We start from the raw sequence: 14,017 nt of genomic DNA on the forward strand, positions 1-14,017 counted from the left end.
GGTCGTTTCCGGTGGCCGAAGAAGCCAGTCCGGAAAGCCAGTGTCCGGGAAGCGGAGCCAATGCCGATTCCCGCAAGGACGACTTCCAGCAAACGCAAAGGAATCCTTCTCGATGGGTGAATTAGCCAAAGAGATCCTGCCCGTAAATATTGAAGACGAGCTGAAACAGTCCTATCTCGATTACGCCATGAGCGTGATCGTCGGGCGGGCCCTGCCCGATGTCCGCGACGGCCTCAAGCCGGTTCACCGTCGTGTCCTGTTCGCGATGTCGGAGCTGAACAACGACTGGAACAAGGCCTACAAGAAATCCGCCCGTGTGGTGGGTGACGTCATCGGTAAATACCACCCGCATGGCGATTCCGCGGTTTACGACACCATCGTGCGGATGGCTCAGCCGTTTTCCATGCGCTACCCGCTGGTAGACGGCCAGGGTAACTTTGGCTCCATCGACGGTGATAACGCGGCGGCCATGCGTTACACCGAGATCCGCATGGAGAAGATTGCGCACTCGCTGCTGGCGGATCTGGACAAGGAAACCGTCGACTTCGTACCCAACTACGACGGCACCGAGCAGATTCCCGACGTCCTGCCGACCCGTGTGCCCAACCTGCTGGTCAACGGTTCCTCCGGCATTGCCGTAGGCATGGCGACCAACATTCCGCCGCACAACCTGAAAGAAGTGGTCAGCGGCTGCCTGGCGCTGATGGATAACCCGGATATCACCATCGATGAGCTGATGGAATACATCCCGGGGCCGGATTTCCCGACCGAAGGCATCATCAACGGCCGTGCCGGCATCATCGAGGCCTACCGCACCGGTCGCGGTCGCATCTATATCCGTGCCCGCCACGAGATCGAGGTGATCGACAAGAAGACCGGTCGCGAGGCCATCATCATCACCCAGCTGCCGTACCAGCTTAACAAGGCCCGTCTGATCGAGAAGATCGCCGAGCTGGTCAAGGAGAAGCGCGTCGAGGGCATCTCCGAGCTGCGCGACGAGTCCAACAAGGAAGGCATCCGCGTGGTAATTGAGCTGCGCCGGGGCGAGAACGCCGAGGTGGTGGTCAACAACCTGTTTGCCCACACCCAGATGGAAACCGTGTTCGGCATCAACATGGTGGCGCTGATCAACGGCGAGCCGAAGATCCTCAACCTGAAGGAAATCCTGGAAGCGTTTGTCCGTCACCGGCGCGAAGTGGTTACCCGCCGGACCATCTACGAACTGCGCAAGGCCCGTGAGCGCGGCCACATCCTGGAAGGTCTCACGGTTGCACTGGCCAACATCGACGAAGTCATCGAGCTGATCAAGCAGTCCCCGTCCGCGGCGGAAGCCAAGGAAAAGCTGCTGGCCAAAGGCTGGCAGCCGGGGCAGGTGTCCGACATGCTCGAACGCGCCGGTCAGGACGCCTGTCGTCCGGACGATCTGCCGGAGATCTTCGGCATGCGCGACGGGATCTACCACCTGTCGCCGGAGCAGGCCCAGGCCATTCTGGACCTGCGCCTGCACCGCCTGACCGGTCTGGAAACCGAGAAGCTGCAGAACGAATACAAGGAAATCCTCGACAAGATCGCCGAGCTGATCCACATCCTCAGCGAGCCGGCGCGCCTGATGGAAGTCATTCAGGAAGAGCTGGAAGCCATCGTGTCCGAGTTCGGCGACGAGCGCCGCACCGAGATCACCAGCTCCCGCCGCGACCTGACCATCGCCGATCTGATCGACGAGGAAGACCTGGTGGTGACCATCTCCCACAACGGTTACGCCAAGACCCAGCCGGTGGAGGCTTACCAGGCCCAGCGCCGTGGTGGCCGTGGCCGCTCCTCGACCGCGATGAAGGAAGAGGATTTCATCGAGAAGCTGCTGGTCGCCAACTCCCACGACACCATCCTGTGTTTCACCAACAAGGGTAAGGTGTACTGGCTGCGGGTGTTCGAGATTCCCCAGGCCAGCCGCGGGGCGCGGGGCCGGCCGATGGTCAACATTCTGCCGCTGGACGAGGATGAGCGTGTCACCACCTTCCTGCCGGTGCGCGATTATCCGGAAGACCATTACGTGCTGATGGCGACCTCCGCCGGTGTGGTCAAGAAGACCCCGCTGCCGAACTTCTCGCGCCCGCGCAGCAGTGGCCTGATTGCCCTGTCCCTGGACGAGGGCGACACCCTGATCGGCGCGGCCATTACCGCCGGCGAGTCCGAGGTCATGCTGTTCTCCTCCGCCGGCAAGGCCGTGCGTTTCCAGGAAGAGCAGGTGCGCGCAATGGGTCGGACTGCGCGCGGTGTGCGTGGTATCAAGATGCCTGAGGGCCACCGCGTGGTGTCTCTGATCATTCCGGAAGAAGACGGCATGATCCTGACCGCCAGTGAAAACGGCTATGGCAAGCGCACCCAGCTGGAAGAATTCCCGGCCTACAGTCGTGGCAGCCAGGGCGTCATCGCCATGCAGTGTTCCGAGCGTAACGGTAACCTGGTGTCGGCGACCCAGGTGTTCGAAGGCGATGAGATGATGCTGATCTCCGACAAGGGCACCCTGGTGCGCTCCAGCACCGGTGAGGTTTCCCTGCTGAGCCGGAACACCCAGGGTGTACGCCTGATCCGTCTGGCCCAGGAAGACGAGCGCCTGGTGGCGGTTCAGCGCATCGCCGAAAGCGACGATGAAAGCGAAGAGGGTGAGGGCGATGAAGGCGCCGCGGAAGAAGGCGCGACCGACGCGCCGGAAACCGGAGGCGATGCGGACTGACGGTCCGCATTCCCAGTAACGAGGAGAGAGCAGGCGGTAATGAGCAGAGCGTATAACTTCTGTGCGGGCCCGGCGACCTTGCCGGAAGAGGTCCTCCGGCAGGCCCGGGAGGAAATGCTGGACTGGCAGGGCACCGGCATGTCGGTGATGGAAATGAGTCACCGCAGCGACGAGTTTGTCGCGATTGCCGAGACCGCCGAGCAGGATCTCCGGGAACTGGCGGGCGTGTCCGACGACTACGCGGTGCTGTTCATGCAGGGCGGCGCCAGCAGTCAGTTCGCCACCGTGCCGCTCAATCTGTTGGGCGAGAAGTCGAGCGCCGACTACGTCAACACCGGCATCTGGTCGAAGAAGGCCATCGCCGAAGCCCGGCGCTTTGCCGATGTAAACGTAGCGGCTTCCAGCGAAGCGCAGGGGTTTACGACGATTCCCGGTCAGGCCGAGTGGCAGACCCGCCCGGACGCCGCCTATCTGCATTACACGCCAAACGAAACCATCGGTGGGCTGGAGTATGACTTCGTCCCCGAGTCCGGCGGCGTGCCGCTGGTGGCGGATATGTCCTCTACCATGCTGTCGCGGCCGGTGGATATCTCGAAGTTCGGCCTGATCTATGCCGGCGCCCAGAAAAACATCGGACCGTCCGGTCTGGTGGTGGTGATTATCCGCAAGGACCTGCTGGGGCATGCCCGTCCCGGTACGCCGACCATGCTGGATTACAAGACCATCGCTGACAACGGCTCCATGTACAACACGCCGGCGACCTATTCCTGGTACCTGGCGGGGCTGGTGTTCAAATGGCTCAAGGCCCAGGGCGGTGTGGCCGCCATGGGCGAAATCAATCAGCGCAAGGCTCGCAAGCTGTACGATTTCATCGACACCAGCGACTTCTACGCCAACCCGATCGAGCCGCGCTTCCGATCCTGGATGAACGTGCCGTTCACTCTGGCGGACGATGGGCTCAACGCCGAGTTCCTCAAAGGCGCCGAGGCGCGCTCCCTGCTGAACCTCAAGGGGCATCGCAGCGTGGGCGGCATGCGGGCATCCATCTACAACGCCATGCCCGAAGCGGGCGTTGACGCGCTGATCGACTACATGACGGCGTTCGAGAAGGAGCGGGGCTGATTATGAGCGATGAACAGACCCGGCTGGCGGAGCTGCGCGAGCGCATCGACAGCATCGACAAGCAGATCATGGCGCTGATCAGCGCCCGCGCCGAGTGCGCCCAGGAAGTCGCCCACGTGAAAACGGCGGCGCGTCCGGACGAGGACGTTTTCTTCTATCGACCCGAGCGCGAAGCGCAGATCCTGCGCCGGATCAAGGAAGACAATCCGGGACCGCTGCCGGGCGAAGAGATGGCACGACTGTTCCGCGAGATCATGTCAGCCTGTCTGGGGCTGGAAAAGCCCATGCACATCGCGTTTCTCGGCCCCGAAGGCACCTTCACCCAGGCAGCGGCGCTCAAGCATTTCGGGCACTCCGTGGTCAGTGTGCCGCTGCCGGCGATCGACGACGTCTTCCGCGAAGTGGAATCCGGCGAGGCTCATTACGGTGTGGTGCCGGTGGAGAATTCCACCGAGGGCATGATCAATCACACCCTGGATATGTTCATGGCGTCGCCGCTCAAGATCTGTGGCGAGGTGCAGCTCCGTATCCATCATCACCTGCTGACCGGCGCGGAAACAGACGATGGCGCCATCACCCGCATCTACTCGCACCAGCAATCCTTTGCCCAGTGCCGCCAGTGGCTGGACGCTCACTGGAGCGGCGTTGAGCGCGTGGCCGTTAGCAGCAACGCGGAAGCGGCGCGGCGGGCGGCCGAAGAGCCCGGAACGGCGGCGATTGCCGGCGATATGGCGGCTGAGCTGTACGGGTTACGCAAACTGGCGGGCACCATTGAGGATCGTCCGGACAACACGACCCGCTTCCTGATCATCGGGCGGGAAGAGGTCGGCCCCAGCGGCCAGGACAAATCCTCCATCCTGGTGTCCATGCGTAACAAACCGGGCGCCCTGTACGAGCTGCTGGAACCGTTCCACCGTCACGGCCTGAGTCTGACTCGGATTGAAACCCGGCCCTCCCCGAGCGGCACCTGGGCGTACGTGTTTTACATCGATTTCGAGGCGCACGCCGACGATCCGCGGGTGCAGGCCGTGCTGCGGGAAATCGATGCCGGCGCAGTGGAACTCAAGCGTCTGGGGTCTTACCCCATCGGCGTGCTTTAGGGGTGATCCGGTGACGGGCGGTCCGTGGTGGCTGCCTGAGTGGTAAAAAGTTAGAGCAGGAGTGAGCATGTCGATCGATTTCAAATCCCTGGCCGTTCCCGGCGTGCGGGCCCTGAGCCCCTACCAGCCGGGCAAGCCGATCGAGGAAGTGGCCCGGGAGTTGGGGCTGGCGCCGTCCGAGATCATCAAGCTGGCCAGTAACGAGAATCCGCTGGGCCCTAGTGCCAAGGCCCTGGCGGCGGCGAAGGCCGCGCTCGATGACATGTGCCTGTATCCCGACGGCAACGGCTTTATTCTCAAGCAGAAGCTGGCCGAACGCCTGTCCGTGTCGACCGACCAACTGACTCTCGGCAACGGCTCCAACGATGTGCTGGAGCTGGTGATTCGCGCCTTTGCCGGTCCCGGCGACGAAGTGGTGTTCTCCCAGTACGCGTTTGCGGTTTACCCGATTTCCACCCAGGCGGTGGGTGCCACAGGCATCAGCGTGCCCGCCCGAAACTGGGGGCACGACCTGGACGCCATGGCGGCGGCCATCACCGACAGGACACGGATCGTGTTCGTTGCCAACCCCAACAACCCCACCGGCACGGCGCTGGGGCAGGCGGCGATTGAATCCTTCCTGAACCGGGTGCCGGAACATGTCGTCGTGGTTCTGGATGAGGCCTACGGCGAGTACTTTGAAGGGGATGAGTTCCCCGACGGCGCTTCCATGCTGCCGCGCCATCCCAACCTGGTCGTTGCGCGCACTTTCTCCAAGGCCTGGGGGCTGGCGGCGCTGCGGGTGGGGTATGCGGTGTCCTCGGCGGACATTGCCGATGTCATCAACCGCGTGCGCCAGGCGTTCAATGTGGATACGGTGGCCCTGTCCGCCGCCACCGCGGTGTTGGACGACGACGATTACCTGCAGCGTTCACGTGAGGTGAACCGGGTCGGGCTGCGTCAGTTGGCAGAGGGATTCGAAAAACTGGGGCTGGCATACATCCCGTCCAGCGGCAACTTCATCGCCGTGGATGTGGGGCGTGACGCCGAGTCCGTGTTCCAGGGGCTGCTGCGTCATGGCGTGATCGTGCGCCCGATCGGTGGCTATGGCATGCCCAACCACCTGCGGATTTCCGTCGGTCTGGCGGATGAGAATGCCCGTTGTCTGGACGCCCTGAAACAGGTGCTGGAGTCCGCCGATGGCTGACCCGACGACCCCGGCCTCAAGTGCTGCGCCGCTGTTCCGGCGCATGGCCGTCATTGGGCTGGGGCTGATTGGCGGCTCCCTGGCCAGGGCGGCGCGTGAGCAGGGGCTGGTGGCCGAAGTGGTCGGCGCCGATCAGCGGCTCGACGACCTGAAAACCGGAGTGGAACTGGGCGTTATTGATCGCGGGTCACCCACGGCGGCGGAGGCCGTCAAGGGCGCCGATCTGGTGGTGGTCGCCGTTCCCGTGCGCGCCGTGGGCAGCGTACTGGAAGAGATCCGTGATCACCTGGCCGAGGGCGTTGTGCTGACCGACGTCGGCAGCACCAAGAGCAGCTTCGTCCAGGCCGTGCGCGAGGTTTTCGGCTGTTGGCCCAGTTGGGTCATTCCCGGTCATCCCATTGCCGGCTCTGAGAAAAGCGGCATCACGGCTGCGAATCCCGACCTGTTTGCCGCGCACAAGGTGATCCTGACGCCGGACGAACACAGCGATGCCTCTGCGGTCGAACGACTGAGCGGCCTCTGGTCGGCCTGCGGTGCGACCGTGCTGACCATGCCGGTTGAGCGTCACGACGAAGTGCTGGCGGCGACCAGCCATCTGCCGCATCTTATCGCTTTTTCCCTGGTGGATACCCTGGCCGGGGAAGACGATAATCTCGAGATATTCCGCTATGCCGCCGGTGGCTTCCGGGACTTTACCCGCATCGCTGCGAGCGACCCGGTCATGTGGCATGACATCTTTCTTTCGAACCGGGAGGCGGTTCTTAAAGTCATCGATCATTTCTCGGCCGATCTCGAATCGCTGCGGAGTGCGATCGAACAGGGTGACGGCAAGCAGTTACTCCGGGTTTTCAGTCGCGCCAAGGCGGCCCGCGACCACTTCTCCAAAATGCTCTCAGGACAGGCGTACGTAACGACCATGAGCCAGAAACAGGTAACGTTCAAACTCCAGCCCGGCGGTAGCGTCCGGGGCGATATCCGGGTAGCCGGCGACAAATCCATGTCCCACCGCTCCATTATGCTGGGCGCGTTGGCGGACGGTATTACCGAAGTGGACGGCTTCCTCGAAGGTGAGGACAGTCTCGCCACCCTGCAGGCGTTCCGCGACATGGGAGTGACCATCGAGGGTCCGGACCAGGGGCACGTACGCATCCACGGTGTCGGCCTGCACGGGCTGCAGGCCCCGCGTGGATCGCTCTACCTGGGCAACTCCGGCACCGCCATGCGCCTGTTCGCCGGGCTGCTCGCCGGCCAGGCATTCGATACCCAACTGACCGGCGACGAGAGCCTGACCAAGCGCCCCATGAACCGGGTCGCCGATCCGCTGCGTGAGATGGGTGCGGTTATCGACACCGCCGAAGGCGGGCGTCCGCCACTGACGATCAAGGGCGGTCAGGCGCTGCACGGAATTACCTACAACATGCCCATGGCCAGCGCCCAGGTGAAATCCTGCCTGTTGCTGGCGGGGCTCTATGCCGAGGGCGAAACCGCGGTCACCGAGCCGGCGCCGACCCGCGATCACACCGAGCGCATGCTGCAGGGCTTCGGCTATCCGGTGACCCGCGAAGGAGCCACGGCGAAGGTGAGCAGTGGTGGCCAGTTGACCGGCGGGCACATCGACGTGCCGGCGGATATCTCCTCGGCGGCGTTTTTCCTGGTGGCGGCGTCCATCACGCCCGGTGCCGACCTGACCCTGCGTCACGTGGGCATTAATCCCACTCGGGTTGGCGTGATCAATATCCTCAGGCAGATGGGCGCCGACATCCAGCTGGAAAACGAGCGCGAAGTCGGTGGTGAACCGGTCGCCGACTTGCGGGTGCGTTACGCGCCACTGAAAGGCATCCGGATTCCTGAAGATCAGGTCCCGCTGGCCATCGACGAGTTCCCGGTACTGTTTATCGCTGCGGTTTGTGCCGAAGGCGAAACGGTCCTGACCGGCGCCGAGGAGCTGCGCGTCAAGGAGAGCGACCGAATCCAGGTCATGGCGGACGGCCTCGCCGAACTGGGCGTGGCGAGCAGGGTCACTCCGGACGGTATCGAGATTCGCGGTGGTCAGCCCATGCGGGCCGGCACCGTCAACAGTCACGGTGATCACCGCATCGCCATGGCTTTTGCCGTCGCCTCGCTGCGGGCGGAAGGGGAGATCACCATTACCGATTGCGCCAATGTGGCGACCTCGTTCCCGAATTTCGTGGAGCTGGCGCAGGGTGTCGGCATCCAGTTGAAGGTGGAGGCGTCATGACGTCGATCCCGGTTATCACGATCGACGGGCCCAGCGGTTCCGGCAAGGGCACGATCACCCAGATGCTGGCTCGTAAACTGGGTTACCACCTGCTGGATAGTGGTGCTCTGTATCGCTTGACAGCACTCGCGGCGGAGCGTCACGGTGTAAACTATGAGGATGTCGAGGGGCTGGTCCGAGTGGCCGGCTCCCTGGATGTGGCTTTCGAGCCCACTCCGCCCGGCGAGCCGGCGCGGGTGTTGCTCGATGGAGATGACGTGACCGCGGCGATCCGTACCGAGACCTGTGGCGAGAACGCTTCCCGGGTCGCGGTGTTGCAGCCCGTGCGCGATGCGCTTCTGCAGCGTCAGCGGGATTTTCGCAAGGCGCCCGGATTAGTGGCCGATGGCCGCGATATGGGCACGGTGATTTTCCCCGACGCTCCGGTCAAGATCTTCCTGACCGCAAGCGCCGAGGAACGCGCTGAACGACGCTATCAGCAGTTGCTGGAAGCGGGTGTCAGTGTTAGTATTGACGACCTTTTAGAGGAGATACGGGCACGGGATGACCGGGATATGAACCGGGCCAGTGCTCCGCTTAAACCCGCAGAAGATGCGCAAGTCATTGACTCGACGGGATTAAGCATACAAAAGGTGCTGGAAAAGGTAATGGCCGCAAGTGGTCAGGCCTGACCGCACCCTTTTGTCGTTGGAAGCTGAAAATCTGTGTAGTTCGCCAGCCTTTGGCAGGTTTTTGGCCACTTTGAACAGACCGTGTTGCTGGTAGCACGGAGAACACTTGCGTTGATCACATAGGACACATAATGAGCGAGAGCTTTGCGGATCTTTTTGAAGAAAGCCTGAAAGAAATTGACATGCAACCGGGTTCCATTGTCCAGGGAACCGTGGTTGATATCGACAACGACTGGGTCACCGTTAACGCGGGCCTCAAGTCGGAAGGCGCGATTCCTGCCAGCCAGTTCCTGAACGACAAGGGCGAACTGGAAATCCAGATTGGTGACGTTGTCGATGTGGCTCTCGACGCGGTAGAAGACGGTTTCGGTGCAACCCGTCTGTCCCGTGAGAAGGCCAAGCGCGCTGAAGCCTGGAAAGTGCTCGAGAAGAGCTTCGAGGCGGAAGAAGTCGTTAAAGGTGTGATCAATGGCAAGGTTAAAGGCGGCTTTACAGTCGACCTGAGCGGTATCCGTGCCTTCCTGCCGGGCTCCCTGGTTGACGTGCGTCCGGTTCGCGACACGACTCACCTGGAAAACAAAGAGCTTGAGTTCAAGGTCATCAAGCTGGACCAGAAGCGCAACAACGTGGTCGTTTCCCGTCGTGCCGTTCTGGAAGCTGAGAACAGCGCCGAGCGCGAAGCCCTGCTGGAAACCCTGACCGAAGGTCTGGAAATCAAGGGTATCGTCAAGAACCTGACCGACTACGGTGCGTTCGTGGATCTGGGCGGTGTCGATGGCCTGCTGCACATCACCGACATGGCGTGGAAGCGCATCAAGCATCCTAGCGAGATCGTCAACGTGGGTGACGAGATCAACGTCAAGGTGCTCAAGTTTGACCGCGAGCGTAACCGCGTATCCCTGGGTCTGAAGCAACTGGGCGAAGATCCCTGGGTTGATATCAAGGGTCGCTACCCGGAAGGTTCCAAGGTCAACGCGCGCGTGACCAACCTGACCGACTACGGCTGCTTTGCTGAGCTGGAAGAAGGCGTTGAAGGTCTGGTGCACGTGTCCGAAATGGACTGGACCAACAAGAACATCCACCCGTCCAAGGTTGTTCAGGTGGGTGACGAAGTTGAAGTGATGATTCTGGACATCGACGAAGAGCGTCGTCGTATTTCCCTGGGCATCAAGCAGTGCATGTCCAACCCGTGGGAAGACTTCTCCAGCAACTTCAACAAGGGTGACCGCATCACCGGTAAGATCAAGTCCATCACGGACTTTGGTATCTTCATCGGTCTGGATGGCGGCATCGACGGTCTGGTTCACCTGTCCGACATCAGCTGGAACGAAGCCGGTGAAGAAGCCGTTCGCCAGTACAAGAAGGGCGACGAAGTCGAAACCGTTATCCTGTCTGTTGATCCGGAGCGTGAGCGCATTTCCCTGGGCATCAAGCAGCTGGAAAGCGATCCGTTCGCCGAGTTTGTACAGCTGAACGACAAGGGCTCCATCGTCAAGGGCACGGTTACGGCCATCGACGCCAAGTCGGCCACTGTCTCCCTGAACGACGAAGTTGAAGCGGTCCTGAAAGCCTCTGAAATCAGCCGTGACCGCGTTGAAGACGCGCGTAACGTCCTGAACGAAGGCGACGAAGTCGAAGCGAAGATCATCAGCATCGACCGCAAGAACCGCGTCATCAACCTGTCCGTGAAGTCCAAGGACGTTGAAGACGACAAAGCGGCGCTGCAGAGCGTTCGCGAGAAGTCTGCCGAAACCTCAGGTGCCACCACCATCGGTGACCTGATCAAAGAGCAGATGCAGCAGCAGAATGCCAACAAAGAATAATTGGCAGAAGCGCTGAAATAAAAAAACGGGCTGTAACAGCCCGTTTTTTTTGTCTTTTTTTTGGGTTTGGCTAAACTACTGGCAAGGGGAGGGTTCGCTTTGCTGGTTGGCTCTCTCCGGTAACGATCCGTTTCCTGTATTCGGGAGATCGATGGCCGACACTCAGGCGGCGTGCCGCGTTGTTTGTTCGGTGGGTGCGGAAAGGTGAAATCAGGGGATTGCCTTTCGTGCCAGCGATCTTTACGGTGCCGACTGTTGCAGGCAGAAATCCCGATTAAGCAGGTTTCCAGGGGCTGATATCGCGATAAGAATCAGAAGGAAGAGTCATGACAAAGTCTGAGCTGGTAGAGCTGATTGCTTCCAAGCAGACACAGTTGTCCGTGAAAGACGTTGAGTTGGCGGTGAAAACCATTATCGAGCACATGTCCCAGTCGCTGGCCGAAGGGCAGCGTATTGAGATTCGGGGATTCGGCAGCTTTTCGCTGCATCACCGGTCTGCTCGTACCGGCCGCAACCCCAAGACCGGGGATGCTGTGCAGTTACCCGCCAAGCATGTTCCGCATTTCAAGCCGGGCAAGGAATTGCGCGAGCAGGTCAATGACAGCATGAAGAGTGGCTTTTGATCCGGAGCGGGTCTGGCTTGCCTGGCCTTGACCGGGCGGCAGGCTGGTGTCCGATGTCCGGGCATCCGCCCGTTTTGCTGTGCTACTATATGAGCCCCCTCCGGAACGGAAGCTAACCACTCGGGAGCCCCTAGGTATGGCCTGGCTGCAAAAGGTGATCATCGGCCTCGTCGTGATCTTTCTGATCCTCGTCGCGCTGGTTTTTTCCCTGAATAATCAGGTTTCTGTATCACTTAACTTTTTGTTCTTCGAAACGGCAGCCTATGGCATCGCCTTCTGGTTGATCCTTGCCTTCGTGGCGGGCGGTGTGATCGGAATGCTGTTGACGTCCCTGGCCATGCTCCGCTCGTCGGTGAATCGCCGACACCTTCAGAAGAAACTGGACCAGACCGAAAAGCAGCTCGAAAAGGCCAGGCTGGAAGCTGACCGGAATCCCTGATGGAAACAGTGCTTCATTGGCTGCTCCTTGTTATCGCGGTTGCCGCCGGCTGGTTTATGGGGCGCTGGGGCCGCGATGGTCAGGGGGCCGGTGCCCGCATCGACGATGAGGATGCCGTTCGCGACCGCCTCCAGTTCCTGTTTACCAACTATTCCGACCAGGCCATCGAGAACTTTGTGCAGTCGCTGGTGGTCAATCGTGAGACCGTGGGCCTGCATCTGTCGGTGGGCGCGCACTTCCGCCTGAAGGGTGAGACCGAGCGCGCCATTGTTATTCACCAGAACCTGCTGGCCCGCCCTGAGTTGCCCTCCCGCTTTTCCCCGCAAGTCACCTACGAACTGGCCATGGATTACATGACCGCCGGCTTGCTGGATCGGGCGGAGTCCCTGTTCCACCAGCTGCTGGGTAGTCGCGACTACAGTCGGCAGGCTGCCGACCAGCTGATTGAGCTCTACCAGCAGGAGCGTGAGTGGGACAAGGCGCGGCAGGTTGCCAGTACGCTGACCGTGGGCTATCCCGAGGATGAGCTGAAAAAGCGGTTGGCTTACCTGACCTGCGAGCTGGCCGAAGACGCGCTGCGACATGATGACCGCTGGGGGGCGCAAAAGCTGCTCAAGGACGCACTTGAGCACGACCACACCTGCGTGCGCGCCAGTTTTCTGCAGGCGGATATTCAGAAACGTCACGGGAATCTGTCCGAGGTGTCGCAATCCCTGCTCCAGGTGTTTGATCAGAACCCGGCTTTTGGGCCGGAAGCGATCGATCGCCTGATGCGGCAAGCGCGGGAGAAGGGCGATGTGGCGCGGTTGGCGCGTCGCCTGCGCAAGCTCTACCAGCGTTGGCCATCCACCAGTTTGCTGCTGGCGCTGGTGGAGTCGGTCGAGAAAAGCTCCGGGCGACCCGCGGCCATTGAGCTTTTGAGGGAAGAGCTGGAGATTCGTCCGAGTCTGAAGGGGTTGTTGCGGCTGGTTGAGATGGCCGGCTACGAGAAAGGCATGACGACCGATGAAGGTCGCCTGGTCAGTCGGATGGGGCAGCTGCTTCTGTCCAACCGCCCGGTCTATCGGTGCACCAACTGCGGTTTTGAAGGGCGGCAGCTGCACTGGCTGTGTCCCAGTTGCAAGCGCTGGGAAAAAGTCCAGCCCATCCAGGGTGTGGAAGCGGAATAACGGATTCACCCGGCAGGCGTTTCAGGTGCCTGCCAGAGCAAAGATGAGAACGGTTATGAATGAAACGATGGCGGAGCTGGGCCCGCGCATTATTGTTGCCCTGGATTTCCCGGTTCAGGATGACGCCCTGAAGCTGGTCGACCAGTTGGATCCGGGGTTATGCCGGCTGAAGGTTGGCAAGGAAATGTTCACCCGATTTGGGCCCGACTTCGTGCGCCGGCTCCAGGAGCGTGGTTTCGAGGTCTTCCTGGATCTCAAGTTTCACGACATTCCCAATACCGCCTCCGCGGCGGTGGCGGCGGCCGCGGACCTGGGCGTCTGGATGGTCAACGTGCATGCTTCCGGCGGTGAAACCATGATGGCCGCGTGCCGTGAGCGCCTGGAGGGTTTCGGTAAGGATCGGCCGCTGCTGATCGCTGTGACGGTCCTGACCAGCATGACCGCGACTGACCTGCAAGGTCTCGGGATTGCCGAATCGCCGGAGGCGCACGTCTCTCGCCTGGCAGCGATGACCTACAACGCCGGTCTGGATGGCGTGGTGTGCTCGGCCCAGGAGGCCTCTGTGCTGCGTTCAGAGCAGGGCGAGCGCTTCCGGCTGGTAACGCCCGGCATTCGTCCGACGTTTGCCGTACAAGGCGATCAGCGGCGCATCATGACGCCGTCCGATGCCCTGCGTGCCGGAAGCGATTATCTGGTGATCGGTCGGCCGATTACCCAGGCGGGCAACCCGCTGGAGGCTCTGGAAGAGATTCAGGCAGAGATCCGGCTGGCGGAAGAGTAGGTGTGACGAACTCTCCGCTGTCGCTGTCATAAAGAGCGTCCCGGTCGATATGGCCGGGGCGTTTTTGTTTCGGGGGCGTTCGGGCCTGACGGGGTTGATGCCGGTCCTGCAAGCGGGAGGTGTCGCGATG

11 protein-coding genes are annotated in these 14,017 nt (G+C 61.4%); all 11 read left to right on the plus strand.

Going from position 1 to position 14,017, the window contains the following annotated elements; all coding sequences use genetic code 11:
- Positions 1 to 112 precede the first annotated feature (112 nt).
- The 11 genes from gyrA to pyrF all read left to right on the plus strand — a co-directional run bounded on the left by gyrA (position 113) and on the right by pyrF (position 13,887).
- The gene (gene gyrA / locus GQB00_RS00445; RefSeq protein ID WP_165854860.1) at positions 113 to 2,734 is read left to right on the plus strand and encodes a DNA gyrase subunit A; all 2,622 of its coding nucleotides are present in this window, start codon (positions 113 to 115) and stop codon (positions 2,732 to 2,734) included.
- Between the two features lie 39 nt (positions 2,735 to 2,773).
- On the plus strand, positions 2,774 to 3,856 hold the full coding sequence (serC, locus tag GQB00_RS00450) for a 3-phosphoserine/phosphohydroxythreonine transaminase (protein WP_165854861.1): 1,083 nt from the start codon (positions 2,774 to 2,776) through the stop codon (positions 3,854 to 3,856).
- A gap of 2 nt (positions 3,857 to 3,858) precedes the next feature.
- Positions 3,859 to 4,956, plus strand: coding sequence for a prephenate dehydratase (gene pheA, locus GQB00_RS00455; protein ID WP_111496620.1), 1,098 nt, complete (start codon positions 3,859 to 3,861; stop codon positions 4,954 to 4,956).
- A gap of 67 nt (positions 4,957 to 5,023) precedes the next feature.
- Entirely contained in the window at positions 5,024 to 6,142 is a 1,119-nt protein-coding gene (gene hisC / locus GQB00_RS00460; RefSeq protein ID WP_165854862.1) for a histidinol-phosphate transaminase, read from the plus strand.
- On the plus strand, positions 6,135 to 8,381 hold the full coding sequence (locus tag GQB00_RS00465) for a bifunctional prephenate dehydrogenase/3-phosphoshikimate 1-carboxyvinyltransferase (protein ID WP_165854863.1): 2,247 nt from the start codon (positions 6,135 to 6,137) through the stop codon (positions 8,379 to 8,381). The genes hisC and GQB00_RS00465 overlap by 8 nt, the downstream gene beginning before the upstream one ends.
- Positions 8,378 to 9,052, plus strand: a complete 675-nt coding sequence (gene cmk / locus GQB00_RS00470) for a (d)CMP kinase (RefSeq protein WP_165854864.1) — start codon at positions 8,378 to 8,380, stop codon at positions 9,050 to 9,052. The genes GQB00_RS00465 and cmk overlap by 4 nt, the downstream gene beginning before the upstream one ends.
- A gap of 131 nt (positions 9,053 to 9,183) precedes the next feature.
- Positions 9,184 to 10,875 (plus strand): 30S ribosomal protein S1, encoded by a 1,692-nt coding sequence (rpsA, locus tag GQB00_RS00475; RefSeq protein WP_111496616.1) that lies wholly within the window; start codon positions 9,184 to 9,186, stop codon positions 10,873 to 10,875.
- Between the two features lie 326 nt (positions 10,876 to 11,201).
- Positions 11,202 to 11,498 carry an integration host factor subunit beta gene (locus GQB00_RS00480; RefSeq protein WP_111496615.1) on the plus strand — a complete coding sequence of 99 codons (297 nt, stop codon included), beginning with the start codon at positions 11,202 to 11,204 and terminating at the stop codon, positions 11,496 to 11,498.
- A gap of 136 nt (positions 11,499 to 11,634) precedes the next feature.
- Positions 11,635 to 11,937, plus strand: a complete 303-nt coding sequence (locus GQB00_RS00485; RefSeq protein WP_111496614.1) for a lipopolysaccharide assembly protein LapA domain-containing protein — start codon at positions 11,635 to 11,637, stop codon at positions 11,935 to 11,937.
- Positions 11,937 to 13,106: a lipopolysaccharide assembly protein LapB gene (gene lapB / locus GQB00_RS00490; protein ID WP_111496613.1), complete on the plus strand. Its 1,170-nt coding sequence runs from the start codon at positions 11,937 to 11,939 to the stop codon at positions 13,104 to 13,106. The genes GQB00_RS00485 and lapB overlap by 1 nt, the downstream gene beginning before the upstream one ends.
- 55 nt (positions 13,107 to 13,161) lie before the next feature.
- Positions 13,162 to 13,887: an orotidine-5'-phosphate decarboxylase gene (pyrF, locus tag GQB00_RS00495; protein ID WP_228276637.1), complete on the plus strand. Its 726-nt coding sequence runs from the start codon at positions 13,162 to 13,164 to the stop codon at positions 13,885 to 13,887.
- Positions 13,888 to 14,017: the final 130 nt, after the last annotated feature.

It is taken from the genome of Marinobacter sp. JSM 1782161, assembly GCF_011421605.1.
GTDB classification, from domain to species: Bacteria; Pseudomonadota; Gammaproteobacteria; order Pseudomonadales; family Oleiphilaceae; genus Marinobacter_A; species Marinobacter_A bohaiensis.